Consider the following 26,861-nt stretch of genomic DNA (forward strand, 5'->3'; position numbering starts at 1 on the left):
AAGAGCGCGAAGGCTATTTTAGCCACAGATTTTTAGACTTATGTTCTATGTTCTTTCGCTTTCATCCCTCATCCTTCATCATTCATCCTTCGGTTGCTCTGCGCCTCTGCGTTAAAAACTACAATATTTTTAGCCACGAATTCCACGAATTGCACGAATAATGTTCCGATAGCCCAGAGCCGGAAGCCTTTATGCTCTATGCTCTATGTTCTATGTTCTTGACTTCACCCCTCATCCTTCATCCTTCATACTTTTAACGCTTCGATGCTGCCCACCAGCAAGGGTACGCTATCGTTAATAAAGTTTTCGAGGTTTTGGCAGCGGTCGCTATAGAGCCAGCGGGCGGCCAAGGCAAATACCGACCAACTGAGCATAGTCGCCAACAGTTGGCGTTGCATTGCTGCTACGTTGCGTAACGGCAAATAATGATCAAGCCATGTTTGAATGTGTTGCTCTAACATGCGTTTGATCTGGTTTTCCGCCAACGAATCGAAAAAACGATGATATTGATTGCACTGGCCATGAATCATTGTCCAATGGTCGGCGATTGCCCACAGCAAAGCTTGCATATAGCGGGTTGGCGTGTCGGGATAATGCTGCATACGCCGATCAAGAAACATCATAAACCCATCACGAATCAGTTCATCAACTAAGGCATATTTATCGCTGAAATGCGCATAGAAGGTTGCCCGATTAATCGTCGCAGCTTCGGCAATCTCGTTAACTGTCACTTCCTCGAAGGTACGGGTGCGCAAGAGCTGAATCAAGGCATCGAGAATTAATTTGCGCGTGCGCTTGGTGCGCGGGTCAATTTTAACAGCGTTTCCCAACATTTTGGCTCCTTTGTTGCCTAAGCAACAAATTTTCGTTTTTGCTGGTTGACACTATAGCACGGGTTCTCTATGCTATTCAACAGATGTCAATTAAACAACGGGTGTTGTTTAGCTTTCAATTCATCAGTGAGGTTTTTAATCATGGCTCATACTCAAGGTTTGGTCGCGATCACCGGTGCAGCAGGTCAATTAGGCCGCTTGGTTTTGCAAGAAGTATTGGCAAAAGTTGGGGCAAATCAAGTTGTGGCAATCACCCGTGATCCAGCCAAATTGGCCGATGTTGCCGCTCAAGGCGTAAAAGTTGTCGCTGGCGATTTCAACGATCCAGCAAGTTTGACCGCTGCCTTGGCCGGGGTCGAACGGGTTTTGCTGATCAGCATCGATGTAGTTGGCAGCGAACGAGTGCGTTTGCAAACTGGTGCGGTCCAAGCAATCGCTGACGCTGGCGTGAAACACATCGTTTATACCTCGGCAACAAATCCTGCCGCAGCCCCAATGGAATTTGTGCGCGAACACGCTGCGACCGAAGAAGCAATCAAGGCCAGTGGTTTGAGCTACAGCTTCTTGCGCAATAACTTCTATTTTGAAACGATCACCGATAAGGTAAAAGGCGCTTTGGCAAGTGGCGTAATTGCCGCCGCTGCTGGCGACGCTGCTGCTGGCTTGGTTGCCCGCGCCGATTGTGCCGCTGCCGCCGCTGCTGCCTTGGTCAGCGATAGCACTGCTTCAGAAGTTTACAATATTACTGGCCCAGTGAGCTTAACCCACAAAGCAATTGCTGAAACTGTCGCCGAATTCGCAGGCCGCGATGTGGTGTATCAGCCAATCGATGCCGCCAGCGCTCAACAACAACTTGAGCAATATGGCCTGCCAGCGCCAGTTGCCGGTTTCGTCGTCGCCATCGATCACGATTTGATCGGCTCAGGCGCATTGGATGTTGTAAGCAACGACGTTGAGCGCTTGACTGGCAAGCCAGCTCAATCGTTGGCCGAATATCTTAATGCTAATCGCGCGTTGTTTAGCTAAAATTTGCTTATTGCAATCCCTCTCCCGTTGAACGGGAGAGGGGTTTTTGTTCTTATGATGTTTTGCTAAGAACCAATGTATCTTTAGTTTAGCACTCAACGATTAGCACCCAGTCAACGCCCTTGAGGGGGTGCAGGGGGATTAAAGCCCCCTGCGTCTCCCGCCTTGAGGCGGGACGGAAGGGTGGTGAAAACTACAAGAATCGGATAAACTCGTCTGACAAAACCTACCTTTGAAAGGCAATTAACTATTTGCTGGTCGTAGGGTTATGAATTGGCAAGCCAACTACATTGCCCCATTCCGTCCATGAGCCATCATAATTGCGCACGTTTTTATAGCCCAAGAGTTCGTGCAGCACAAACCACGTTAGCGATGAGCGTTCGCCAATCCGGCAATAGACCACGGTATCGCTTTCGGGCGTAACCCCAACATCGCCATACAATTGGCTAATTTCATCGGCGCTTTTGAACGTACCATCGTCGTTGACCGCTTTGGCCCAAGGCACATTGACTGCACCAGGAATATGGCCGCCACGCACCGCGCCTTCTTGAGGATATTCGGGCATGTGCAATTTTTTGCCAGTAAATTCATCGGGCGAGCGCACATCAACCAAGCTATGGCCTGCTGGCAATTCAATTGCGGTTTGGCGGGCATTTGGGCGGCCAATATGGGCCAATACATCATCGCGGAACGCGCGAATTTCAGGCTTTGGCTCGCCAACGACATACTTGGTTGGCTCAAAGCTTGGCACAACTCGCGTCAATTCGCGGCCTTCGTCGATCCATTTTTTGCGCCCGCCGTTCATAATTTTAAGTTTTTCGTGGCCAAGCAATTGGAAAACCCAATAGGCATAGCAGGCCCACCAATTATTTTTATCGCCATAAAAAACGATGGTGGTGTCGTTGCTAATGCCAAAACGGCTCATCAGCGCAGCAAAATCATCGCCATCAATATAATCGCGAATCTGGAGATCGTTTAAATCATCTTGCCAATTGATTTTGACAGCGTTGGCAATATGGCCCATTTCATAGAGCAAAATATCTTCATCCGACTCAACTAAACGTACATCGGCATCGTTCAAATGCTCAGCAACCCAATCGGTGCTGACCAACACATCAGGATTCACGTAATCGCTCATCGATTGCTCCTTTATTGAAATTAATAATTAAGCTTCAAGCAAAATCTGATCGTTCTCGATTTTAAGGTTATAGACTTTCAATGGCTCGGTCGCTGGCAATGAGCGCGGGCGACCACTGGCCAAATCAAAGCGTGCGCCATGCAACGGGCATTCAATTGTGCAATCATCCTCATCCAACTCGCCTTCGTGCAATTCGGCGTAGGCATGGGTGCAAATGTTGCTGGTGGCAAAATATTGGCTGCCACAGCGAAAAATCCCCACTTGCTCACCAGCAAAATCCACCTGAATCGCTGGCGTGTCGGCCAAATCGTGCAGCGTTGCAACAACTTGATAGCTCATCTCGTTATTCCTTAATTTATTAACTAAATTGATTAACAATGATCGAGCAAAGAAAATGCCGAGGACGCAGGGTTTGCGCCTCGGCGTTGGTAGGCCAGCACTAGCCGACCGAACCTTCCATTTCCATTTGGATCAAGCGGTTCAATTCGACAGCGTATTCCATGGGCAATTCGCGGGTGAATGGCTCCATAAAGCCCAACACAATCATTGAAAGTGCTTCGGCTTCGTCGAGGCCACGGCTCATCAGATAGAACAATTGCTCTTCGCCGATTTTGCCAACGGTTGCTTCGTGGGCCACGGTTGCTGAATCTTCCTCGATCTCGATGTACGGAATCGTATCTGAGGCCGAACGATCGTCGAGAATCAATGCATCACAGACCACGTTGATTTTGGCGTTGTGTGCGCCGCGTTGAACTTTGGCCAAACCACGATAGGTCGTGCGACCGCCGTTCTTCGAAACTGATTTGTTGGTAATGCGGCTGGTGGTGTCGGGAGCGCCGTGCACCATTTTGGCCCCAGCGTCTTGATGTTGGCCTTCGCCAGCGTAGGCAACTGAGAGCACCTCGCCCTTTGCGCCGCGACCCATCATGTAAACCGCTGGATACTTCATGGTCAACTTCGAGCCAATATTGCCATCGACCCATTCCATTGAAGCATCTTCATAGGCAACAGCGCGTTTGGTCACCAAATTGAAAATGTTGTTAGCCCAGTTTTGAATCGTGGTATAGCGGCATTTACCACCTTTTTTGATGATAATTTCAACCACTGCTGAGTGCAGCGAGTTGGTGCTATAGACTGGCGCGGTACAACCTTCGATATAGTGAACTTCTGCGCCTTCGTCAACGATAATCAAGGTGCGTTCGAATTGGCCCATGTTTTCAGCATTGATGCGGAAATAGGCTTGCAATGGAATATCGACCTTGACACCTTTTGGCACATACACGAACGAGCCACCAGACCAAACTGCGGTGTTCAAAGCAGCAAATTTGTTATCTGCTGAAGGAATGATCGTGCCGAAATATTCCTTGAACAACTCTGGATATTCTTTCAAGCCAGTATCGGTATCAAGGAAGATCACGCCCAGTTTTTCCCACTCTTCGCGCAACGAGTGGTAAACAACTTCTGATTCGTATTGAGCGCCAACGCCAGCCAAGAACTTGCGTTCGGCTTCAGGAATACCCAATTTTTCAAAGGTATTCTTGATATTTTCTGGCACATCGTCCCAGCTATTTTCGGCCCGTTCGCCAGGCCGCACATAGTAGTGAATATCTTGGAAATCCAACTCAGCCAAGCGTGGGTTGGCCCACACGCCACTGACTGGCAGTGGTTTTTTATGGAAAATTTCCAGCGCCTTCAAGCGGCGTTGCAACATCCATTCAGGTTCGCCCTTCATTTCCGAGATCGTGCGCACAATATCGGCATTCAGACCTTTTGAAGATTTGAATGTGTAGTTCTCTTCGTCGCGAAAGCCGTACTTCGAGTAATCAAACTCGATCTCGTTTTGTGCAGGGTTGGACATGCCCTGAGCCTCCTATAGTGTGATCACGAATAAGTGATGAGATTGTTAGTTAATAAATTGTTGAACTGAATCAACTTCAGGATCAAAAACAACTACTTGTTCTTGTAAACCAGCACGAATCAAGCGTTTATCTGATGTACATAACACTAGTTTAGTGTTTGTAGCAGCCATTGTTAATTTAAGCCGTAATGCGGTAGCTAAGATCAAAGCATCACTACTATTAATATTATAGTTAGGGATGATTTTTAATGATTGTGTAATATCATCATCAATAATTGATGTAATCATTACTTCAGGATTTTGAATAAAATCTTGATTGAGATGATAAACAGCAGCCTGATAAAGGTTATTATTGATCCGACCATCATTACGTTTTCTTGTAAGTATCGAAAGTACCTCAAGAATTCCAATAACAGAACATCCTCGTTGTTTTGCAGAAAAATTGGCGAAAAGATCGTTAACAGCCGGTGTACCAATTTCAATGCTATAACGTTTTATCAAAGCACTTGCATCGTAAAATAAAAATACACTCACCTTAATCGCTGCTCCAATAAATCGTTGGTTAGTTCATTAGGTGATAAAGACTGAGCCATAGCCTGTTGCAACTGCTCGATTGAATATTCAGTTGTTGGAGGCGCTTCAACACTTTGTTGTAAAGCGATGCTCCACTGCTCGCGAATACTTCTTGGTTGATTCAGAGTAGCACCTTTTAGTTTGGTCAATTCTTGCTCTAAAAAAGTAATCCGTTCAGCAAGATATTCAATCGTTAGCGTTGTCATAGGCTATCCTCATCGTCGTCTACGAGATTGACCCCGTAGAGACCGGCTTTGAGCGTTTTGAGCGAGAGCAAGGCGCATTTCAGCCGCACAGGCCCAATCGGTATCCCCAATAAATCGAGGATGGTTTGTTTATCAAAGGCTTTGGCTTCATCGACGCTTTTGCCAGTCAGTTCTTCGCTGAGCATCGAGGCTGAAGCTTGGCTGATTGCGCAGCCTTTGCCTTTAAATTTTACATCAACAATCCGCTCATTTTCGACCAACAAATAAATGCTAAGTTGGTCGCCGCACAACGGGTTGTGCTCGTGTTGCACAATCGTTGCTTGCTCAAGCTCGCCGTAATTTCGCGGATGACGATAGTGATCTAATATATTTTCACGATATAAATCGTCCACAATGCCTCACAGTTGGAAGGTATCGCGCGCCAAAACCAAGGCTTCGGCCAGCCGATCAATTTCTTCCTCAAGCGTGTATAGGTAGAATGATGCGCGCACCGTTGCTGGTACGCCAAAAATATCGTGCAATGGATGGGTACAATGATGCCCCGCCCGCACTGCAATCCCTTGTGTATCGAGAATCGCCGCCACATCATGGGCATGCACGCCAGCCAAGGTAAAACTCAACAAGCCACCGCGCTCGGCAGCAGGCGGGCCAAAAATGGTCAGCCCATCGATGGTACTGAGTTTATCCCAAGCGTAATGGGTCAACTGGCGTTCGCGCTCGTGAATCGCCTCCATCCCAAGCCCATTCAAGAAGTCAATCGCCGCACCAAGGCCAATCGCCTCGGCAATCGCTGGCGTGCCTGCCTCGAATTTCCATGGGAGATCGTTCCATGAGCTTTCGCGTAGCCCGACCCGTTTAATCATATCGCCGCCACCCATAAACGGCGGCATCGCTTCGAGTAATTCGCGCCGCGCCCACAGCACGCCAATGCCAGTTGGGCCGCACATTTTATGCCCCGAGAAGGCCAAGAAATCGCAGCCAAGCGCTTGTACATTGACTGGAATATGCGGCACGCTTTGCGCTCCATCAAGCAGAACCAAAGCCCCAACCTGCTTAGCGGCAGCAATCACCGTTTCAACCGGATTGATCGTGCCCAGCACATTCGACATATGCGTCAGCGCTACAAGTTTGGTACGCTTGGTCAATAGTTGATCAAGCTTGCTCAAATCAAGTCGGCCCTGATCATCAAGCTCGATAAAATCAAGCTCCACACCGATTTGGGCGGCTAGCAATTGCCATGGCACCAAATTCGAGTGATGTTCGCTGACGGTGAGCAAAATTCGGTCGCCAGCTTGCAGATTGGCGCGGCCCCAGCTTTGGGCAACCAAGTTGATTGCTTCGGTAGCGTTACGGGTAAAAATAATTTCTTTGGTCGATTTTGCGCCGATAAAGCGGCCAATCGTGCGGCGCGTGCCTTCATAGGCTTCGGTTGCCGCTTCGCTAATCTGATACACGCCCCGATGCACATTCGCATTAATCGTGCGATAGTAGCGATCCATCGCATCGAGCACAGCTAGCGGTTTTTGCGCAGTCGCAGTGCTATCCAAGTAGGCTAGGCGATGGCCGTTAATCGATTGATCCAAGAGCGGAAATTGCTCGCGAATGGCGTTAACATCAAGGGTTGTTTGTACAGACATAACTCACCAATATCCGATCCACGAAGGACACGAAGAGCACGAAGAATGGGAACCGCGAAGGACGCGAAGAACGCTAAGTATCGTTACTCAAGATTAAGCGTTTCCATTCCAAGGTTGGCCGACTATGAAAATTGGCCAAAATCCCAAGCGGTTTGTGCGTCGCTTTGAGATAATTTAATAACTGGGCATGTTCAACCGATGTTAGTCGTTGAATTGCCTTTATTTCAACAATAATCTGGTCAAAGCAAACTAAATCGGCAATATACAGTTTATTTAAGATCGTTTGTTTATAGCGAATTGGCAATGGCTGTTGACGAACAAAAGGAATCTGGCGTTGAGTCAATTCCAATTCAAAGGCTTCTTGGTAAACAGCCTCTAAGAAACCACTGCCCAACTCGCGATGCACCTCTATCGCCGCTCCAACCACAGCAAACACTTGCTCAGCTAATAATAACGTCATCATTGTTCTCCAAAATAGATCAATCAATATCTACTGCTAGATACATTGATCGTTCATTTTTGGCGAATCAACCTCGATTTTTGTTAATTATTAACCTTAGCGTTCTTCGTGCTCTTCGTGGTTTCAATCTTAATATATTGACTGAAACCACGAAGATTTTTGCTGTTTAAACTTTTTCGGCGACGATGGTTTCGACGCGTTCGCGTACAGCTTCGTCAGGAATCATATCGATGATTTCGCCGACAAAGCCCAACACGATTGTGCGCTTGGCTTCGGCAAATGGCAAACCGCGTGATTGCAGATAGAACAACTGCTCTTCGTCGATTTGGCCGCTGGTCGAGCCGTGGCCTGCCTTAACTTCATTGGCATCAATCTCCAAGCCTGGAATTGAATCCGAGCGTGAAGTTTTGCTCAAGTGCAAGGCATTTTCGCGCAAGTCGGAGTTGGTACCTTGGCCAGTGGCGGGAATTTTGACCATGCCATCGAAAACAGCATAGGCTTCATCATCGACCACGGTTTTGAAGTTAATTTGGCCTTCGGTGTTCAAGCCAATGTGGTTGAGTTTGGGTGCAACCAGCAAGTTTTGCGTGCCATTGCCATACAACAAACCATTCCAATTGACGCTTGAGCCGTTGCCGCTCAAATTGGCTTCCAAGGTAACGTGCTGCACAGCGCTGCCAACCACCACATTCAACCATTCTGCTTGAGCATCGCGGTTAATGCGGATTTGTTGGCTACCGAGCACGTAAACATTGTTATTCAAGGTTTGCACGCTGCTGAAATTAACTTGGCCACCATCGCCAACCTCAATTTCAACCCCGGTCAAAACCACTGCGCTGGCCGCAAAATCAGCTGAGCTAATTTCTTCGATCACATTGATCGAGCTATGGCGCTCAGTCACGATCAGCGTGCGGGGCGCGACAATTGTGCCAGCATTAGCGACGTGATAGCGAATCCGAACCAATTCTTCGACCGCAACATCTTTGGCAACGTGGATGAAAATCCCACCGTTGACCAAGGCATTGTTGAGCGCTGAATAAGGATCGCGGCTGGTTTGCACAGCGCTGCCAAGCACCCGTTGCACCAACTCGGCGTGGCTTTGAATCGCTTCAGCCAAAGGCAAAATCGTTACGCCTTCAGCGCCAGCAAATTCAACCGAAACTTCGGCCTCAGCAACGCTATAATCGGCCAGATTAAAACCCTTGAGGTTGGTTCGTCGCCAATCTGGTTGCTCGGCAGTTTCGAATGCTTGCCACGCTTCACGGCGGCGGCTCGTGAGCCATTCTGGCTCGTTGCGGCTGGCCAGCAAGGCCTCAAATTGCGCCACATCAAAGGTAGATTGCAAATTAGCTGGCATTGCCAAACACTTCCTCTCGAATGAAATCGTAGCCTTTTTCTTCGAGTTCCAAAGCCATTTCAGGGCCACCTTCGCGCACAATTTGGCCGTTCATCAAAACGTGCACATAATCGGGCTTGATGTAGTTGAGCAAGCGTTGGTAGTGGGTGATGACCAACACGCCAAGTTCAGGCTTTTCGGCTTTAACTTTGTTGACACCTTCGGCCACAATTTTCAATGCGTCGATGTCAAGCCCTGAATCGGTTTCGTCCATGATGGAGATTGAAGGCTGCAACATGGCCATTTGCAAAATTTCGAGCCGTTTCTTTTCGCCACCAGAGAAACCTTCGTTCAAATAGCGGCGGGCAAAATCAGGAGCCATTTCCAACATATCCATGCGCGATTTGATCACTTTGCGATATTCGGCCATTGGAATGGCGGTCGACTTTGGATCAACGCCTTCTTGAGCGCGATGGGCGTTCAAGGCTGCGCGCAAGAAGTTGGCAACGGTTACCCCAGCAACGGCGACTGGATATTGGAATGCAAGGAACAAGCCCAATTTTGAACGATCATTTGGTTCGAGGTCAAGCACATCTTGGCCTTTGTACCAAACTTCGCCTTCGGTCACTTCGTAGCGTGGGTGACCAGCGAGGGTATACGCCAAGGTCGACTTGCCTGAGCCATTTGGCCCCATGATGGCGTGAATTTTGCCTTCTTCGATGGTCAGATTAATACCTTTGAGAATTTCTTTGCCATCGACCGCAACGTGCAAGTTGCGAATGACCAAATTGTTGGCGCTCATGACACTCCTATTCAAGATTGCTATTCAAGACAACAGCATGGCATGCCCTTGCATTGCCAGCCGCCAAAGAACTTAGTTATGCTTCTCGATCCCAATCTCATCGGCCTTAATCACAAAGTGACAGCCGTTATGACCTTCGACCATGCGGCGTTGAATTTCAACTTCATGGCCGAGTGCAGTTTCCATCATTTGGCGTTCCATGCTACATAAACTATCGTGGGTTTGAGCGACCTCAAAATAGGGGCAGGCATACTCGCTCACCACCCAACCACCACCAGGCGATTCGGCGACATTAATCGACATACCTTTGCGGTTCATCGTGTAGACGAACTGCATTAAACGCTCACGCAAGGCCACATTGGCTGGATGATCGCCCGTGTAGAGCGTTGCCAAGCGGGTGCCAACCCGACTGAGCAATTGAGCCATGCCCTCTGGGCCTTCGGTTGCCAAAATTTCTTCGAGCAACACATTGAGCAACACATCGTAGCCCTTGGGAAACAGCGATTGCGCCTTCGCAGTCAGGGTGTAGCGATAGGAAGGACGGCCTGGTCCTTGGCGAATTTTGCTGGGACTAATGAGGCCTTGGTTGGTGAGATGAGTTAGTTGTTCGCGCACCGCAGTTGTGCTCACAGCCAGCGCATCTTCCAATTCCTTGACAGTCGCTGAACCTTTACGCTGAATGTAGCTCACAATATCGCCGGCGGGCGTTCCTTCTCTGATACCAAACACGGTCATAGATACCTCGCATTTTGCCTTTGACCATACCGTTGCATGGTTCGTTATTGAGAATGATTATAAATCGAGAATCATTTTCTGTCAATAAAATCGGAAAAAACTGTGTTTATTCGTAGTTTCAGCCTGTTTTAAACCAAAACAAGCCCATTCTAGGGCAGATTTGGGGCAATAACCATACCAATGAGTGCTCAAGGCAGCCTAGGCGGCTGCAAAAATATTGATGAGAAGTTGATTAAGCAGCCAATAATTCTTGGTGCAAGCGTTGAAGTTGGGCAATTGTGCGTTGGGTACGCGGGTGTTGCTCGCCAAAACGGGCAAGATCGCCTTGCAAACGCACCTCGACCGTTTGCAAATTGCGCCGCCGATTGAGCCAGCGTTGATAGTGAGCGGTGGCCTGCCGATAGACTGCTTGGGCTTGAACAAGCACAGGATTACCATACATCGCGCCAATTAAGCACCACAAATGTTTATCGCTGGCCAAAGGGCGCAAATTGGCTGGATTATGCCGCCATGCTTTGAGCAAACGGGTATTAGCGTTGACCGCACTGCGAATTTGGTCGGCCTCGCTTGAGGAATAGTGTTCAGCAAACCATTGCAATACTGCTTCGATTCCCGTTACTGGATGCATTGCAGACCTCCTAAACAATGTTGGTTTGAGCATAGCAGCACGTTGTGACAACAACTGTCACAATGTTTTGTCACAATTTCGATTCAGGGGTATAGTTGCGCTCTATTGAAGGCTTGCTGTTGAAAGGAAGATAGACATGGTTTGGTTGAGGGTGGCCCTGGTTGGGCTGATGCTAGCAGTGTTGCTGGGAAGTATCCCGCAAACCCAAGCTGCGAACCCAGACTCTACAGAACGAATTTTTGGCGAAGGTGAGGGAGATCCAGCAGGCGCATTTCAGGTGCTACGGCTGCATTCTATTCCCACAACAATGAATTTTGGCGATGCTGTGCGTGGGGTCGCCAGTGGTGATAGTTGGTTGGTTGGGGTTGGCCAAAACACCTTTTTGACGCTCGACGCAGGCAATCACTGGCAACAGCTTGATCCGCAAGCGCTGTTTCCGGCAGCGGCTGGTGGCTTATGTTGCCAACAAGCCTTTGCGTACGATTATGGCCGTGATCTGTTTATTTGGTTGTTGCAGTATGCGCCTGATACTCAACGCGGCTTAGTGCGCATTGCCTACACTGATAGCGCAGGTTTGGCCGAACACGAATGGGAATGGTATGACGTGCCAGCGGCCCAAGGCTACACTTGGGTGGAGCCACAGCTTGAGCTAAGCGCCAACCAAATTTGGCTAGCAATGGATCGCCAAGCGATCGGCGGGGCAATCGAAAGCACTTGGGTCAGTCAGATTCAAACTGATACGCTTGAAGATGAGCTGGTCTTTATGCGCAGCTATTCATCAGCAACGGAGCGGGCATGGCACTTGGTGCGGGGAGCAAAAGACATGATGTATTTTGCAACTCACATCAATCAAACAACGTTGCGCATTTACGCTTGGGATGAAAACCAGCCTGTTCCAACAAGCAGCGACATAACGGTAGCAGAGTGGACAGCAGGCGCGCGAATTTGCCCAACACCTGATCAATTGAATTGGTGCGCCGATGATGATGGCCGAATTCGCGCTGGCTGGGTCGCCAAAGGCACGGTCGGGTTTATGTGGAATGCTGTTTCCAGCAATACGATTACCTTTCCCTACATTGATGCAGTGCGAGTCTATGAGCGTGACCTGAGCTTATTGCCATTTAGTTTAGCGCGACCATTTATTTTCAATGCCCAAAATGGCTTTTCGCTGCCGAGTGCTGCGGTGAATGGCCGCGATGATGTGGCGGTGAGTTTTTACCATAGCAGCACCGAGCAATATCCCACGCTTTCGAGCAGTATTTTTGATGATTTTAATGCGCCGCCCCCAGGCTGGGCCTATTACAACGTCCAAAGCAGCAACACAACACCGAATCAACAGCAATGGGTTGGCCAACTTGATACCCAAGTATTCGGCCCAACCAACCTTGGCTGGAGTGTGACTGGCGCGAGCTTGAATGGCTGTGCTGAGGCCCGTTGTTTTCAACCATTCATTGCCATCTTCAGCCGTGAGCGCGATCGCCCAGCGATTGAACGCTGGTTAAGCCCGGTTATGCATGAAATATTCAGCCCATTGGTTCAGATGAACTAAAACAACAAAAAACCACTGGTCGAATGACCAGTGGTTTGATTTGGTGCCACCTTCCGGGCTCGAACCGGAGACCCTACAATTTTCAGTCGTATGCTCTACCAACTGAGCTAAAGTGGCATTGGTGGGTGATGAGGGACTCGAACCCCCGACCTACTCGGTGTAAACGAGACGCTCTACCAACTGAGCTAATCACCCATATGTATGAAGAACGAATTGGTGCCCAGAGTGGGACTTGAACCCACACGAGATTGCTCCCACTACCCCCTCAAAGTAGCGCGTCTGCCAATTCCGCCACCTGGGCAGGTGGTTTGCAACATTTGGTTTGTGTTGCATTTCGTTATTCAATTGTTTAGTGCCGTGGTATTATAATCAGCTTTAGCATTCTTGTCAAATTTTAGCTTGCTGCGCCAAAATGCCAGAATTGAGCCAGTTTTACGGGCTAAATTCTAGCTTTGCTGATTGAAGATTTCCATCCATGGTTCGGCTGATGCGAGTGGGCCAAAACCAACTTGGGCATACAAGCCTTGGGCGTTTCTGGTAGCCAACAGCCAACGTCGCAAGCCTTGTAACTCCGGGTGCGCGAGCATGCTTTGCACCAACCACTTGCCAAGCCCCTGGCCGCGATATTCAGCCAAAATATAGACATCATCAATATAGGCAAAAACTGCATAATCGGTAATGACTCGCGCCAAGCCAATTTGCTGCTGGCCGTGATAGACCCCGAAACACAACGAATGCTCGACCGAGCGAATAATGATTGCTGGATCACGTTCGGCGGCCCAATAGGTCTGATGCAGCCCAGCAACAATCGCTGCATAATCGAGCAGCGCAGGATCGGTGCTGATTGTATAGTCGCCACGTTGCCATTGCATAAACAGTGCTCCACAAAAAACAACAGCCCCAGTTGCATGAACTGAGGCTGTTGCAAAAACGAAGATCTACGGGGTGCAGCCTGGTTTGGCATTCAGCCATGGACTGAAGGTCAAATTTACACCGACTGCATCGCCAGTGCCAGCGCCATTTTGCTCAGGGTGATATGGGCCTGAGGCATCGCCCCACCAGTTGTTGCGGGCATCAAAGCCTACATCGCCAGTTAAGCCATAATTTTTGTGGCTTTGGAAACTATTGGCACTAATCAAAATGCGCGAGCCATCTAAGGTTGGGTCGGTTGATTTGATTTGCAGGCCATATGCGCCGCCGCTGAAGCTATTGCACTGGAAGACTGCATTCAACGATTGATTGAATTGAGCACGAACATTCGTACCGCTGTTGCCACGGAAGCTATTCTTCTCGAGCACAATTTCAACATCATCGGCGGTTGCGCTGAGGCTCACGCCAGTTGCGCCATCGCTGGCTGTGTTGTTAATCACGTTGCTGAATAGGCGTAAGCTCTTGCCGCCGCGCACCTCGGCGCTAATCGGCGCATAGCCAACCACGCGGCTACGTTGCATATCGAAGTTGCCGCCGCTGATATACATGCGGCCTTGGTTTTCTTCAAAGACGCTATCTTGAATGATCGTATTGCCGCCGAGCGCTGAAACTAGTACGCCTTCGGCCCCTCCACCACGTACATCGACCCCGTTCAAATTGGCTTGGCCACCATTATTAACCACAATCGATTTCCACAAGCTTTGGCCGCTTTTGCGGAAACGTGCGCCATTGGCATTCAAGCTGCCATCGACGACCAACGAGGTATTGGCATCCATCAGCACTTCAACGCCATCGTCAATCGTCAGGGTTGCGCCTTTAGCAATAATGGTATCGCGGCGAACTTTGACCGGACTTTGAGCAATGGACCAACGAGTATTGCCACGAATCAGGTCGTAGGGCAATGGCGTTGGAGTTGGCGTATTGGTTGGTGTTGCGGTTGGGCCTTCGGTTGCAGTAGCGGTTGGCGTTTCGAATGGCTCCTCAGTGCTGCTGGGAGTTTCCAAGGGATCTTCGGTTGCCCTTGGGTCATCGTCTTCCTCAGTTGGGAAAGGCAATTGATCGGTTGGCAACGGAATTGAATCGGTTGGAACAGGAATATTGGTTGGGGCTGGAGTGCTCTTGGTATCGGGAGTAGGATAATTGCTGCCAGAGCCTTGGGTTGGGGCAGTTGTGCTCCGATTGCCCGTGCTACTGGTTGGAAAGAGCGGCATTGACGTACCACCAACTGGCAAGGTTGGAAAAGGATCAATTGTTGGGGTTGGCCCATCGCCCATTGGCGGCGGATAGGCCCCTTCAATTGTTGGGGTTGCCCGATTTGGCGCTGGAGGCCCGACAGGCCCGCCGCCTGCCACATCAGTTGCAGTTGGGCGATCGCTGGCTACTTCCGTGCTGCTAATCAGCGTTGGCGTAATTGAGCCATCGGCAGGGGCCAGCGTTGCTTGGGCCAACGTCGTTGGGCTAGACCCAGTTGCAGGCGCTTCAATTGGCGATTGCGAATTAAGCCCAAAGATTGCAGCCAACACAAAAAACGTACCAGCCATAAGAATTGTCTGATACTGGCGGATTTTTTGCATCGCACGACTTGAACGCAGGGCGCTGAGCAACTTCGCTCGTTGAGTTGGTGGGCCACTTGGTGGCAGGTTTTGCATCTCCATAGTGCGCCATGGTAGCACAGCCTGAGCCATCGTGCAATGAAGATTGGTTAAGAAATTATACTTAGTTGCCCATTGATTATGTCTATGGTATAGTCAGTCTCTACGAGATTTAACCATCAGTTAAAGCAGCATTGACATGCGGTTTATCTTCTTTATGCAGCATGACATTCCAGAACTGAAGGTTCCGCTTTGGTTTAGCCGTCACAGTTGGTGTGAACGGCCTTTCTACATGAATCGTGGAGGATTCTGTGCAATTTAAGGGTTTACGACTCCTAACAGCGTTAACGATGCTGTTCACGTTGATTGGTACTTCGTTGTCCGCGACCTACACCAAGCCTACCAGTGCTGTTTCTACGTCTCTGGTTATTAGTCAATTCCAAACTGCTGGCGTTAGTGCTAGCGATGAATTCATCGAACTGCATAATGTTAGTGCAAACCCAATCGATCTGAATGGTTATCGCGTAGTATATCGTTCAACATCGGGAACGACCGATACTGCAATCACCAACTGGTCAACCTCGGTTGTGATTCCTGCTGGTGGGTTTTATCTCTTAACAAACAGCGGCTATGATGATATTGCTCCCGCTGATCGCTCATTTACTAGTGGTTTAGCTGCCGCTGGCGGCGGAATTGCCATTTTTAATGGCACTACCAAAATTGATTCAGTTGGCTTTGGGAATGCGACGAATGCCTTTGTTGAAGGCACAGCTACTGGTGCTCCTGCGGCTAATAGCAGCTATCAACGCAACAATTCAAGCTGTGCTGATACCGATAACAACGCTGCTGACTTCAGCTTGTTAACTCCTTCAGCACCACGCAATAGCAGCAGCCCAGTCGCAACCTGTGGTGGCTCACCTGTTGATAACGCACCAACCGTTGCCAGCACTGTGCCAGCTAATGCTACTAACAATGTTGCTTTGAACGCCAACGTGACGATCACCTTCAGCGAACCAGTTACCACAACTGGCACGTGGTACACCATCAGCTGTACCAGTGGCACCCGCACTGCGACCGTTACTGGTGGCCCAACCAGCTATGTGCTTGACCCAAGCAGCGATTTTGCTGCCAACGAGGCTTGTACGGTGACGGTTGTTGCTAGCCAAGTAACCGATCGCGATGGCACGCCAGATCAACTGGCCCAAGACTATAGTTTCAGCTTCAACACTGCCAGCGGTGTTGCTTGTGTCGGTGGCACGGTTACGCCAATCGGCCAAGTGCAAGGCACAGGCGAAACCACCCCTGCGAATGGTACGGTTGTAACTGTTCAAGGTACCGTGGTTGCCGATTATGAAGGTGCTCAACCAGCCTTGCGCGGTTTCTACCTGCAAGATGCTGGCGATAGCAACCCAGCCACCTCGGATGGGATTTTCGTGTTCAACGGTGGCGCTGACCAAGTTGCCTTGGGTCAAGTCGTGCGTGTCACGGGTACTGCTGGTGAAAACCAAGGCCAAACCCAGTTGAGCGGCAGCTTGACGGTTGAGCTTTGTGGCACAACTAACGTTGTTACCCCAGCTCAAGTGACCTTGCCATTCGCCTCAGCGACCGAAGCCGAGCGCTACGAAGGCATGCTTGTGCAGTTCAACCAAAAATTGGTTGTTTCAGAGCACTACTTGTTGGCTCGCTTCGGCCAAGTTACCTTGTCGCTCAACGAACGCTTGATGCAACCAACCAACGTGGTTTCGCCAGGTGCGCCAGCGTTGGCCTTGCAAGCTGAAAACAACTTGCACAAAATCATCCTTGATGATCCATTCAACAACCAAAATGCTGATCCGATTCTGTTCGGTCGTGGTGGCAACGGCTTGAGCGCCGCCAACACCTTGCGCGCTGGCGATAGCATCACCGGTTTGCAAGGCGTAATGACCTATACGTGGGGTGGCGCAACTGCAAGCCCCAACAGCTACCGCGTACGGGTCAGCCAATCACCAAACTTCGTGGCCGAAAACCCACGCCCAACCTCGCTTGAGCTTGATGGTTCATTGCGCGTGGCTGGGGTCAACGTGTTGAACTACTTCAACACCTTTGGCACGAACGCTTGTACCGGCGGGGTTGGTGGTGCTGCTACCGATTGCCGTGGGGCAGAAAACGCCGCTGAATTCACACGCCAACGAGACAAAACCATTGCCGCAATCATCATGACCCAAGCCGATGTGATTGGCTTGATGGAAATTGAAAACGACGGCTTTGGCAGCAACAGCGCCATCCAAGATTTGGTTAATGGCTTGAATGCTGCAACCGCTCCAGGCACCTACGCATTGGTTAATGTCGATGCTCGGACTGGCCAAACCAATCCATTGGGCACCGATGCAATCAAGGTTGCGTTGCTCTACAAACCAGCCAAAGTAAGCTTGACCGGCACGACCGCCGTGCTCAACACTGGCGCATTCGGTGAATTCAACACCGGCAGCGGCCCAACTGGCCGTAACCGCCCAGCGTTGACTCAATCGTTCACCGAAACCAGCAGCGGTGAAACCTTCACCGTTGTGGTCAACCACTTGAAGTCGAAGGGTAGTGCGTGTGCCGATAACATTAGCCCAGTACCAAGCGACCCAGATTTGGGCGATGGCCAAGGCAACTGTAACTTGACCCGCAAAACCGCCGCGCAAGAGTTGGTTAACTGGTTGAATACCGACCCAACCAATGTTGATGATAGCGATTATTTGATCATTGGCGACTTGAATTCATACGCCATGGAAGATCCAATCACCGTTATCCGTAACGCTGGCTATGTCAACGTACCAAAAGCCTTGCTTGGCGACGAAGCTTACTCATACATTTTCGACGGCCAAACTGGCTCGCTCGACCATGCCTTGGCAAGCAATTCGTTGTTCGGCCAAGTTGCCGATGTGCAAGAGTTGCACATCAACGCCGACGAACCAATTGCCTTGGATTACAACACCAATTTCAAGAGCCCTGGCCAAGTCGTCAGCTTGTATAGCAACAACGCCTACCGTGCGTCAGACCACGACCCAATCGTGGTTGGCTTGAACTTGGGTGCAGCTCCAACTGCCAACTTCGGCACCTCAACCAAGACGGTCAGCGACACCAGCGTTGAACAAGGCGAAGTCTTCACCTACACCTTGACGATTCGCAATAGTGGCGCAGCTGAAGGCAGCTTCAGCTTGAGCGACGTGATCAATAGCAATTTGCAAATTGTGAGCGTCAGCGCTGGCTTGACCACCAGTGGCCAAACCGTCAGCACCAACAGCAGCCTTGCACCAAACTCAATCAAAACCTACACGATTGCAGTGCGCAGTGTTGGTAATTTCGTTGGAACGGTCAGCAACACCGCTGTGCTCAATAGCGATATTGATTTGACTGCCGATGATGTGACGATTACCGCGACCTCAAACCCAAGCTTTACGGTCTACTTGCCATTCGTAAACAAAAACTAATTTGGCCTGAGACCAAGCGCCCAGCACCAATTGCGGTGCTGGGCGCTTTTTTGGTTAATCAGCCCAAAGCTACTAGCTTAATTTCCCATAGCCTAACGATCAATAAGCCAAATTGGAGCTTGAATGTGCGCATTGCAGGTTGTAAGCTAGCAGCACCACAGCTACTCAATTTGGAGCGAGAGATGCAACACCTCAAACGTGTGAGTTTGATCGTCTGTTTAAGCTTGGCTTTGGCGGCATGCGCCATTCCTGGCAATTATTCCTCGGATAATCCACCGACCAGCCCACCAGCCGAATTACAAATCGAAGCAGGCTTTACGATTAGCCCACTGATTACTGGCCTCGATCAGCCAACTGGACTAGCCTTTGATCCCCAAGGGCGTTTGTATATTGCGCAACGCTCAGGCAGCGTCCTGATCAAAGAGGGCGCTAATCCGCCGCGTGAGTATGCGACAGGCTTCAATAAACCGCTAAGTTTGCACTGGTTTGAGCAAGCTTTATATGTGGTTGAGCAAGGCCAAATTCAGCGCTTGAGCGATAACAATGGCGATGGAATAGTCGATCAGCAAACGATTTTATTAAGCGATCTGCCTGATCAGATTGAAGCAGCAACCCTTGTCTCCGATGCCCAAGGCTGGCTCTACCTTGGGGTTGGCACTCAGGCAGATCACGCTGCAACCGCTGGAATTCAAGAGGGCTATATTCGACGTTTTCGAGCCGATGGCAGCGAAGCCAGCGTTTATGCAACTGGCTTGCGCATGCCGTTTGGCTTGGCGTTCAATGCCCAACAGCAGTTGTATGCAACCGACAACGGACGCGAAGGCTTAGGCGATGATCTGCCGCCAGATGAGGTTAATCGGATTGAGGCGGGAGCCAATTATGGTTGGCCAGCATGTTGGGGCCAGCGCAAACCAGATGCCGATGGCGGCGGCGATCAAGCAGTTTGTGCAACCACCAGCGAGCCAGTGGCCTTGTTGCCAGCTCATAGCGGCGTAACCGGAATTGTCTTCTATCAAGGCACAACGTTTCCTGCCAGCTATCACGGTGATGGATTTATTGGTTTATCGGGTTCGTGGTATAGCCAAGAATTGCGCGGCCATAGCATTGTGCGCCTGAATGCAGAAGACCAGCGCATTGTGCCATTTGCCAGTGGCTTTGCGCGCCCAGTTGGCTTGGTTATTAGCCCACAAGGCGAGTTGCTAGTGGCAGATTATGACCGTGGCATGATCGTTATGATTGCAGCCAAACCCTAAACACAGAGAAAGTTGCCGAATATGCCTCAATTTATCAGCATTGAATGTGGCGTTACCCCGTGGGCCTTCGCGATCCAGCCAACTACTATTTGGTTATGGAGCGGAACGATCGTCGCGACAACCGTTTGGGCCAAAGCGATGGGATTAATCTACTACGATTGGTTTGCCGATCGCTCGGCATGGCGCGATAGCTTACGATTAATGGTTGGAAGCCTGCTCGTACTTGGGTTAAACTTTACTATTTTTCGCTCGTCGACCGCAATTTATAGCAGCGTCGTTAGCCTCGTCGGCGTGGATTATGCCAACTTGAAGTGGCTTATCCACCAACGCAAGGCCAAAGCAATTAATCACGATTTGCTAGGCCAGCTTAAGGTCGTTGAGCACCAGCCCATGCTCTATCAAGCGCTCAGCAAAATAGTGATCATGATTAATCTGTTTGCGCTGATTGCGGCAATAATTGGAACATTCCTTTTATTATTTTTCATGTCGTTCTTTGCTCGTTAATGATTGAGAAGATGGAGAACCGATGCAACAACTTATCCTTGCTTGTGGGATAAATCCATTGGCCCCAATTATTCTAATCTTTGGAGCAGCAATGCTGCTATTTATCAGTAATATGACAATTAAATATTTCTTACTTGCAAAAACACATCGTTCAAAACGTCGTTCATTAATGATCGATAGTTTGAGTTTGACTTTTATTGAAGGCTTTGTAATCGGCTTGGTTATTCTATCTGCGACACTTTTACCGAATGTTGTATTTATGACGGAAATTGGATTTTTATTTTCCTATCAAATCATTATTTGGGCACTATTTTGCATCGTCGATACGTTTTTTATCAAACGTTGGTCAATTCAAACCAAATTTCAAGCGATAAGGCTAGACGACAGTCAACAATTACAGGTTGCGCCAGCACAGCGTACTTATCTATCGCCATGGCTTGTTTCACTCCTATCAAATACATTAATCCTTGGCTTAATTGGCTTATTGGTTTGGATAGTCAATTAGTTTATAACGAGGAACAGCAATGCAACAAGTAATCCTTGCTTGTGGCTATGGTGGATGGCCCCAATCATTTGGCTGGCTCTATTGGTTTATTGGTTTTTGGCTAACGATAGCACTTGTTATTGTAGTGAAAGCGTGGGTTTTCCCGCGCAACCAATGGATTCAGCGGCGTGCGCCCATGCTTAAAAGTTTTTTGCTTTTTATGTCGGGGACGAGTGTGAGCATGCTTGTGTTAAGCGGCATCTATTTTCTTGCCCCATCCATGTTCAGCAATCGACTTGGATTTATCCCCACCTATCAACTGGTGTTGCTTGGGGCAATCTGTATTCACGATACGCTGATCGTGAACTATTGGCTCAAACAAAGCTATGCCCAAACCATCGGAGTTGATCCAAATCAGCAACTTCAGGTTGAGCCAGCCCAAAGCCATTGGTATCAACCGATCGTGCTTGGATTCGGAACCAATCTTATGCTCTTTCTGGTTATTCAGGTAATGCTGAGCTTCACGAGCTAATGCCATTGTTCGCACGGATCCAAAAGGGTGTTGATTATGACTCTACTGAATAATGCACTTGTAGCCTCAATTGAACCAGATGAGTACGACCCTTGGCTTAGCCTGCGCTATCAAACACCACAGCAGCAAATCATGCTCTATAGCGGCTCAATCTCTCACAGTGGCCTATTTAATGACGATCAAACTGAACGTTGCGCAGATTTCAATTTTGGTAATAGCAAGCTGATCCTACCCTATCGCCTCAGGCGGTTTACCGAATGGCTTGTTTTTGTGCCGCTGATCGATCACACTACAGAGCTTGACGATTTTTGGGTGTATCACGCCCAGTTTGGGCAAGGGTTGCTAATTCCCCAACACAGCTGGGATGCGGTTTGGCAAGCAGCGGGATTTAATGTTCGCAGCGTGACAAGCATTCCTCTGGCAACAAATGCTGATCTGCAATTGCTTTGGTTGCTGACAAGCCAATTTAAGCAAGCTCCACCAGCCATGACGGGGCTAAAAACCTATATCAACGCGCTTCAGCAGGCAATTCTTGCAGAAGCGCCAACCCATCAGCCTTCGATTAAACAGCTGCTGCAAGCAATGCTTGATCAGCAACTGCTGCTTGAGCCAACTGCAAGTCCGCAGCTCGGCGAAGGCCTGACGATTACTGCTTACTGGACTGACCACCAGCAGCGAATTCAGGAATGGCCAGCGCTTATCGTCCAGCAGCATCAGCCTTACCTGCTGATTTTTGGCCAGCTGGTTAAGATTCTCAAAGCCTAAAGTAGGGGCAGTTTGCGGACAAAAACTGATATGTTGCTGAAAATGCTGAGAGTTACTTGAAAAAGGGAACACAATTGGCCTCGTATCCGTTATGATAAGACAGCCGAAACGATTTTAGTGTGTGGAGTATTGGGTATGCGCTGGATACGCTGGTGTTGGCTGCTGTTGCTGATAGCCCTACCGATCAGTGCAGCATCGGGCCAAGAGCAATCAAATAATGGGCTAGTTTGGCAAGTTGAGCCAGTATTTGGCACCACCTATCGCCCTGGCGAGTGGATGGCCTTGCGGGTCAAGGTGAGCAATACTGGCGTTGATCGCACGGTTGAAATTCACGTTGGCAACTACAATGTTGAGCTTGATGTACCTGGCGGCAGCCAAAAAGAAACTTTGATGTATGGTCAGTTTGATCAAGCGTTTCGCGTGCCAATGGCGCTGTATTTAAATGGCGAAAAACGCGAAACCGCCACGCTTCAGTTGCGCTCAACCGATCGCCCGATGGTGGCAACCTTGTTGGAGCAACCGTTGCCCCAACTGACCAAGGTGGTGCTGGTTGCGACTGATAGCAAGCAATTGCCGAATTCGGCGATTGGCCTCGATATGCTCAATGGCATTGCGCTCAATCAGCGGGCGTGGGGCGAGCTATCGCCAGAACAACACCAAGCAATCAAGCAATGGGTCAATAATGGCGGGATGTTGTTGGTCGAGCCAAATCTGCTTGAAGATTTGCCAGCCGACCTCCAACCAGCCCAAGTTGCAGGCGAGCAAGCGATTGCTACCACAACCTTGAGCCAAGTATTTCTCCAGCCGTTTAATGAAGCAAGCTTGAATATTGCCCTGCTTCAGCCAAATAATCAATCGGCTGCGAGCCTGAAGCAAGATCAAACGCCGATTTTTGTTAAACGCCCAGTTGGCAAAGGCTTTGTCATCGCGATCGCGTTTAATCTCGATCAACAGGAAATTGTCGCTTGGCGTGGCTACGAAAATATGCTGGTTTCGCTCTTGCCGCAACAGCAAAATACTGGCTGGATGGGAATGGGCAGCAGCGAAAACTCAATTCGTGATAGCAATGCACCAGCCTTGCTCAACAATTTACCAGCGCTTGACCTGCCACCACTCAAAACCTTGTTAATTCTGTTAGGGATTTATATTGTGTTGGCTGGGCCAGTGACCTACCTCGTGTTGCGGCGGCTTGATCGCATGGCCCTCGCATGGCTGACAATTCCCGCATTAACCTTGATTTTTGCCGTGCTGGCCTATGGAATTGGCTCAAAACAACGGGGAACTGATATTTTGGTTCATGATGTGGCCTTAATCTACCCCGATTCTGATGCCAATGCGACCGTGCTTGGCTATGCAGGGATTTTCTCGCCTGTGCGTGATGAATATCAAGTAACGATCAAAAACGGGGCCTACCCACGGCCACTGTTGGTCAACCCGAATATGGGCGGCAATAATGGCGGGGTCAATGCAACGCGGGCACTTTATAGCCATCAACCAGGCGATATTCGCAACTTGACGATCAATCAATGGTCGATGGAAATGTTTGCTTATGAACAAAGCATCAGCGATGCGCCACATGTGCAAATCGAAATCAGCATGCAAGAAAAGAAAATCATTGGCACCGTGCGCAATCCCAGCAAATATAAACTCAACGAAGCTGCATTTATTATGTTAGGTAACGCCCAAAAGTTTGGCACAATCGAGCCAGGCGCTGAAAAATCGATTGAATTACAAATTAACAATAATCCTTCGATGTCGGGCGCAAGCTATTTGCTGTTTCAAAAAGAGCTTGATGCTGGCTATCAAACGCCATCAGGCCCACCGCGTGACCTGTTGGCCAAAACCCAAGCGCTTGATATTGCGCTGCCCAACACCTATAGCGCAATTGACCGCAACGCCGTGTTTGTAGCCTTCGTCGATTTCAATCAATCGGTGGTTGATTTGCCCGAAAAACGCTTTGCAGCAACCCAACGCAGCTTGTTAGTGCAATATCCACAATTAAGCTATAGCCAAAATGTGGTTGAACTCAACAACAACTGGTTCAGCTATACCATGGAAGAAGATCCCAATATGGGCATGGGTTCGGCGTGTACCACCAGTGCCCGAGGCTCAGGCACAAGCATTTCGCAAAAAACTGGCATCATCCAACTTAACTTACCAGCAACGCTTAGTTCAATCGAAGCCCAATCGCTGCGCTTTTTGCCAACGATCGATGGCGGCATGGTCGCACCCAACAAAGTTACCTACGAACTTTATAATTGGGTTACTGGGCAATGGGATGGGCTAAGCTTCAAAAATGGCGCGCTTGACCTCACCACCAACCCAAGCGATTATTTACAACAAGGCAGTTTGCGCATGCGCTACACCATCGATCCATCGATCGACACTACTGCTGGGTTGTGGGGCTGTTTCTCGGTTGGGCCGGTGCTTACGGGAGTGGTCAAATGAGCGAATTAGCGATTCAAACTGTTGATTTACTGCGCCGCTATGGCAAATATACTGCTGTCAATAAGCTTAACTTAACCATCGCGACTGGCAGTATTTTTGGCTTTCTCGGCCCAAACGGCGCTGGCAAAACCACAACCTTGCGCATGCTGGCAGGCTTGCTTGAGCCAAGCAGCGGCCAAGTCTTTTTGCATGGCCAACTGATTCAAAAAACCAGCACGGCGGCAGCCATCGTTGGCTATATGCCCGATTTCTTTGGGGTTTACGACGATCTGCGGGTTTGGGAATATCTCGATTTCTATGCGCGTTGCCATGGAATTGAGCCAGCCAAGCGCAAAAGCACTGTCGATGGCTTGCTTGATTTGGTTGATCTGAGCGACAAGCGCAATGCCTTTGTGCAACACCTGAGCCGTGGGATGCAACAGCGCTTGTGCTTGGCTCATGCGCTTGTGCACGACCCCAAAATTTTGTTGCTCGATGAACCAGCAAGCGGCCTCGACCCCCAAGCACGAGTCGAATTACGCGAGTTGCTGCGCACCCTACGCGATATGGGCAAAACGATTATTCTTAGCTCGCATATTTTGAATGAGCTAGAAGATATTTGTACCAATTTCGGGATTATGGCGCGTGGCCAATTACTGGCCCAAGGCTCACTTGAAACCTTGCGCCAACGCAGCCGCCCAGCCCTGCAAATCAAAGTGCTTGATGATTTAGAGCGGGCGATGCGCTTGATTGGCGCTCAATCAGGCGTGTTGCGGGTACTTGAACCAGCAGAAGAAACGCCCAACCTGATCGAAGTCGAATTTGATGGCAATGAGCAGCAAGCATCACAGTTGCTGCTTAATTTAGCGCGCGCCGAGTTGCCAATTGCCGATTTCCATCGCGAAGACGATTCGCTCGAACGGCTCTTTTTGCAGCTTGTCAATGACCATGTTACGGAGGAACAGCTATGAGCAATCGTGCGGCGAGCAGGCGTTGGAGCTTGCAACCAAACCCAATTGTGGTCAAAGAGCTACGTTCGCGCATGCGCGGTGGTCGAGCCTTTATCTTGCTCACTGGCTTTTTGCTGGGCTTGGGCTTGGTTGGCTATGGCTTGTTTCTGCGGGCCACCAGCGGCCAAAACAACGGCGCACCAATTTTTAGCGCCCAAGTTGGCCAAACCCTGTTTGCAGGCTTAGCCTTTATGTTGCTGTTTTTGGTGATTTTAATTGCGCCAGCAGTAACGGTTGGCGCGATTAGCAGCGAGCGCGAACGCCTTACCTACGAAATGTTGATCGCCACCAATTTGCCATCGCATCGCTTGTTATGGGGCAAATTGATCTCAGCGCTATCGTACATTGCGCTCTTGCTTTTGGCGGCAATTCCGCTTGGCAGCATTGTCTTTCTCTTTGGTGGGATCACGTTGAGCCATGTCATCCAAGCAGCAGTCATTATTGTGCTGAGTGCAATCACCAGTGCCATGCTTGGCATTTGGGCCTCGGCCATGACCGGCAAAACCGGGCGGGCAGCGGTCGTCAGCTATGTGATTATTGGCTTGGTGCTTGGCGGCTTCTTGTTTGGAGCCGAAATCTGGACCAATCGCACCACCGATCCAGTGCCAACTGGGTTATTAGCGCCCAACCCGATTAGCGCCTTGGCTTCGAGCCTTGGTACCTTATCAGGGCCAGGTAGCGGCGGCGGCATAACCACCATGCGCGCATTCGAAGCAATTCCAATGGCGGCTGGCGGTGGGCCTGGTTGGTGGCCAGGCAGCAACCCCTTCAGCAATACGGGCCTCAATTTTCCTGGTTGGCGAACGTTTTCGATTGGCATTTACCCAGCAACCGATCAATTTGGGCCTGATGGCATGCCAATTATTGCTGAGCCACGTTCGGTTTGGCGCATTACCATCATCATTTTGATTATGGCATGTCTGGGCTTCTTTTGGATGGCGCTGCATGCCGTCAAACCACGCCGCCGCTGGTGGCCAACCTGGGGCGACGCAGCAATGCTCTCAGTCACCTCGCTCAGCTTGCTTGGTTTAGGCTTTTGGATTGGCTGGTGGTTCCGTTAGACTAGGTTCAAGCGCCAATCCATAGCTCAAATACACGATTAAACATCAACCCCGCGCCAATTGGCAC

Annotated in this window: 26 protein-coding genes and 3 tRNA genes; 11 read left to right on the forward strand and 18 right to left on the reverse strand. The window is 49.6% G+C overall.

Going from position 1 to position 26,861, the window contains the following annotated elements:
• Nucleotides 1-245 precede the first annotated feature (245 nt).
• Nucleotides 246-833, reverse strand: a complete 588-nt coding sequence (locus JOD20_RS11340) for a TetR/AcrR family transcriptional regulator (protein ID WP_204755372.1) — start codon at nucleotides 831-833, stop codon at nucleotides 246-248.
• Between the two features lie 141 nt (nucleotides 834-974).
• Here JOD20_RS11340 and JOD20_RS11345 point away from each other — a divergent pair, with 141 nt between their 5' ends.
• Nucleotides 975-1,859, forward strand: a complete 885-nt coding sequence (locus tag JOD20_RS11345; protein WP_204755373.1) for an NmrA family NAD(P)-binding protein — start codon at nucleotides 975-977, stop codon at nucleotides 1,857-1,859.
• Between the two features lie 247 nt (nucleotides 1,860-2,106).
• Here the strand turns inward: JOD20_RS11345 and JOD20_RS11350 are convergent, their stop codons facing one another.
• The 12 genes from JOD20_RS11350 to JOD20_RS11405 form a co-directional block, all read right to left on the reverse strand.
• Nucleotides 2,107-2,997 carry a sulfurtransferase gene (locus JOD20_RS11350; protein ID WP_204755374.1) on the reverse strand — a complete coding sequence of 297 codons (891 nt, stop codon included), beginning with the start codon at nucleotides 2,995-2,997 and terminating at the stop codon, nucleotides 2,107-2,109.
• A gap of 27 nt (nucleotides 2,998-3,024) precedes the next feature.
• On the reverse strand, nucleotides 3,025-3,336 hold the full coding sequence (locus JOD20_RS11355) for a Rieske (2Fe-2S) protein (protein ID WP_204755375.1): 312 nt from the start codon (nucleotides 3,334-3,336) through the stop codon (nucleotides 3,025-3,027).
• A 100-nt stretch (nucleotides 3,337-3,436) separates the two neighbouring features.
• Nucleotides 3,437-4,855, reverse strand: coding sequence for a Fe-S cluster assembly protein SufB (gene sufB / locus JOD20_RS11360; RefSeq protein ID WP_054537198.1), 1,419 nt, complete (start codon nucleotides 4,853-4,855; stop codon nucleotides 3,437-3,439).
• A 45-nt stretch (nucleotides 4,856-4,900) separates the two neighbouring features.
• Nucleotides 4,901-5,389, reverse strand: coding sequence for a PIN domain-containing protein (locus JOD20_RS11365; protein WP_204755376.1), 489 nt, complete (start codon nucleotides 5,387-5,389; stop codon nucleotides 4,901-4,903).
• Entirely contained in the window at nucleotides 5,386-5,634 is a 249-nt protein-coding gene (locus JOD20_RS11370; RefSeq protein WP_204755377.1) for a hypothetical protein, read from the reverse strand. Before JOD20_RS11370 ends, JOD20_RS11365 begins: the two co-directional genes overlap by 4 nt.
• Nucleotides 5,631-6,026 (reverse strand): Fe-S cluster assembly sulfur transfer protein SufU, encoded by a 396-nt coding sequence (sufU, locus tag JOD20_RS11375; protein WP_110513240.1) that lies wholly within the window; start codon nucleotides 6,024-6,026, stop codon nucleotides 5,631-5,633. The genes JOD20_RS11370 and sufU overlap by 4 nt, the downstream gene beginning before the upstream one ends.
• 6 nt (nucleotides 6,027-6,032) lie before the next feature.
• Nucleotides 6,033-7,271 carry a cysteine desulfurase gene (locus JOD20_RS11380; RefSeq protein ID WP_204755378.1) on the reverse strand — a complete coding sequence of 413 codons (1,239 nt, stop codon included), beginning with the start codon at nucleotides 7,269-7,271 and terminating at the stop codon, nucleotides 6,033-6,035.
• Nucleotides 7,272-7,344: 73 nt separating this feature from the next.
• Complete coding sequence (locus JOD20_RS11385) at nucleotides 7,345-7,734, reverse strand: GxxExxY protein (protein WP_204755379.1); 390 nt, start codon at nucleotides 7,732-7,734, stop codon at nucleotides 7,345-7,347.
• Between the two features lie 163 nt (nucleotides 7,735-7,897).
• On the reverse strand, nucleotides 7,898-9,088 hold the full coding sequence (gene sufD / locus JOD20_RS11390) for a Fe-S cluster assembly protein SufD (protein ID WP_204755380.1): 1,191 nt from the start codon (nucleotides 9,086-9,088) through the stop codon (nucleotides 7,898-7,900).
• The gene (sufC, locus tag JOD20_RS11395; protein WP_054537202.1) at nucleotides 9,078-9,869 is read right to left on the reverse strand and encodes a Fe-S cluster assembly ATPase SufC; all 792 of its coding nucleotides are present in this window, start codon (nucleotides 9,867-9,869) and stop codon (nucleotides 9,078-9,080) included. Before sufC ends, sufD begins: the two co-directional genes overlap by 11 nt.
• Before the next feature lie 72 nt (nucleotides 9,870-9,941).
• Nucleotides 9,942-10,604: a helix-turn-helix transcriptional regulator gene (locus JOD20_RS11400; RefSeq protein WP_204755381.1), complete on the reverse strand. Its 663-nt coding sequence runs from the start codon at nucleotides 10,602-10,604 to the stop codon at nucleotides 9,942-9,944.
• A 232-nt stretch (nucleotides 10,605-10,836) separates the two neighbouring features.
• Complete coding sequence (locus tag JOD20_RS11405) at nucleotides 10,837-11,232, reverse strand: hypothetical protein (RefSeq protein ID WP_204755382.1); 396 nt, start codon at nucleotides 11,230-11,232, stop codon at nucleotides 10,837-10,839.
• A 136-nt stretch (nucleotides 11,233-11,368) separates the two neighbouring features.
• Here JOD20_RS11405 and JOD20_RS11410 point away from each other — a divergent pair, with 136 nt between their 5' ends.
• Nucleotides 11,369-12,781: a hypothetical protein gene (locus tag JOD20_RS11410; RefSeq protein WP_204755383.1), complete on the forward strand. Its 1,413-nt coding sequence runs from the start codon at nucleotides 11,369-11,371 to the stop codon at nucleotides 12,779-12,781.
• Between the two features lie 41 nt (nucleotides 12,782-12,822).
• Here JOD20_RS11410 and JOD20_RS11415 read toward each other — a convergent pair.
• The 5 genes from JOD20_RS11415 to JOD20_RS11435 form a co-directional block, all read right to left on the reverse strand.
• Nucleotides 12,823-12,898: transfer RNA gene (locus JOD20_RS11415), tRNA-Phe, on the reverse strand.
• Between the two features lie 2 nt (nucleotides 12,899-12,900).
• Nucleotides 12,901-12,976 (reverse strand) — tRNA-Val (locus JOD20_RS11420).
• A 19-nt stretch (nucleotides 12,977-12,995) separates the two neighbouring features.
• Nucleotides 12,996-13,082: transfer RNA gene (locus tag JOD20_RS11425), tRNA-Leu, on the reverse strand.
• A gap of 145 nt (nucleotides 13,083-13,227) precedes the next feature.
• Entirely contained in the window at nucleotides 13,228-13,653 is a 426-nt protein-coding gene (locus JOD20_RS11430) for a GNAT family N-acetyltransferase (protein WP_204755384.1), read from the reverse strand.
• 66 nt (nucleotides 13,654-13,719) lie between these two features.
• Entirely contained in the window at nucleotides 13,720-15,360 is a 1,641-nt protein-coding gene (locus tag JOD20_RS11435) for a right-handed parallel beta-helix repeat-containing protein (RefSeq protein WP_204755385.1), read from the reverse strand.
• 293 nt (nucleotides 15,361-15,653) lie between these two features.
• Between JOD20_RS11435 and JOD20_RS11440 the strand changes: the two genes are divergently transcribed.
• The 9 genes from JOD20_RS11440 to JOD20_RS11480 all read left to right on the forward strand — a co-directional run bounded on the left by JOD20_RS11440 (nucleotide 15,654) and on the right by JOD20_RS11480 (nucleotide 26,794).
• Nucleotides 15,654-18,758 carry an ExeM/NucH family extracellular endonuclease gene (locus JOD20_RS11440; protein WP_204755386.1) on the forward strand — a complete coding sequence of 1,035 codons (3,105 nt, stop codon included), beginning with the start codon at nucleotides 15,654-15,656 and terminating at the stop codon, nucleotides 18,756-18,758.
• Nucleotides 18,759-18,940: 182 nt separating this feature from the next.
• Nucleotides 18,941-20,011 (forward strand): PQQ-dependent sugar dehydrogenase, encoded by a 1,071-nt coding sequence (locus tag JOD20_RS11445; protein ID WP_204755387.1) that lies wholly within the window; start codon nucleotides 18,941-18,943, stop codon nucleotides 20,009-20,011.
• 21 nt (nucleotides 20,012-20,032) lie between these two features.
• Nucleotides 20,033-20,515 (forward strand): hypothetical protein, encoded by a 483-nt coding sequence (locus JOD20_RS11450; RefSeq protein ID WP_204755388.1) that lies wholly within the window; start codon nucleotides 20,033-20,035, stop codon nucleotides 20,513-20,515.
• Nucleotides 20,516-20,537: 22 nt separating this feature from the next.
• The gene (locus JOD20_RS11455; RefSeq protein ID WP_204755389.1) at nucleotides 20,538-21,020 is read left to right on the forward strand and encodes a hypothetical protein; all 483 of its coding nucleotides are present in this window, start codon (nucleotides 20,538-20,540) and stop codon (nucleotides 21,018-21,020) included.
• Nucleotides 21,021-21,039: 19 nt separating this feature from the next.
• On the forward strand, nucleotides 21,040-21,531 hold the full coding sequence (locus tag JOD20_RS11460) for a hypothetical protein (RefSeq protein ID WP_204755390.1): 492 nt from the start codon (nucleotides 21,040-21,042) through the stop codon (nucleotides 21,529-21,531).
• 36 nt (nucleotides 21,532-21,567) lie between these two features.
• Nucleotides 21,568-22,296, forward strand: coding sequence for a hypothetical protein (locus JOD20_RS11465; protein ID WP_204755391.1), 729 nt, complete (start codon nucleotides 21,568-21,570; stop codon nucleotides 22,294-22,296).
• A gap of 135 nt (nucleotides 22,297-22,431) precedes the next feature.
• Nucleotides 22,432-24,744, forward strand: a complete 2,313-nt coding sequence (locus tag JOD20_RS11470) for a hypothetical protein (protein ID WP_204755392.1) — start codon at nucleotides 22,432-22,434, stop codon at nucleotides 24,742-24,744.
• Complete coding sequence (locus tag JOD20_RS11475) at nucleotides 24,741-25,694, forward strand: ABC transporter ATP-binding protein (protein ID WP_204755393.1); 954 nt, start codon at nucleotides 24,741-24,743, stop codon at nucleotides 25,692-25,694. The genes JOD20_RS11470 and JOD20_RS11475 overlap by 4 nt, the downstream gene beginning before the upstream one ends.
• The gene (locus JOD20_RS11480) at nucleotides 25,691-26,794 is read left to right on the forward strand and encodes an ABC transporter permease (protein WP_204755394.1); all 1,104 of its coding nucleotides are present in this window, start codon (nucleotides 25,691-25,693) and stop codon (nucleotides 26,792-26,794) included. The genes JOD20_RS11475 and JOD20_RS11480 overlap by 4 nt, the downstream gene beginning before the upstream one ends.
• Nucleotides 26,795-26,861 lie beyond the last annotated feature (67 nt).

The sequence above is a fragment of the Herpetosiphon giganteus genome (genome assembly GCF_016907925.1).
Classification (GTDB): Bacteria; Chloroflexota; Chloroflexia; order Chloroflexales; family Herpetosiphonaceae; genus Herpetosiphon; species Herpetosiphon giganteus.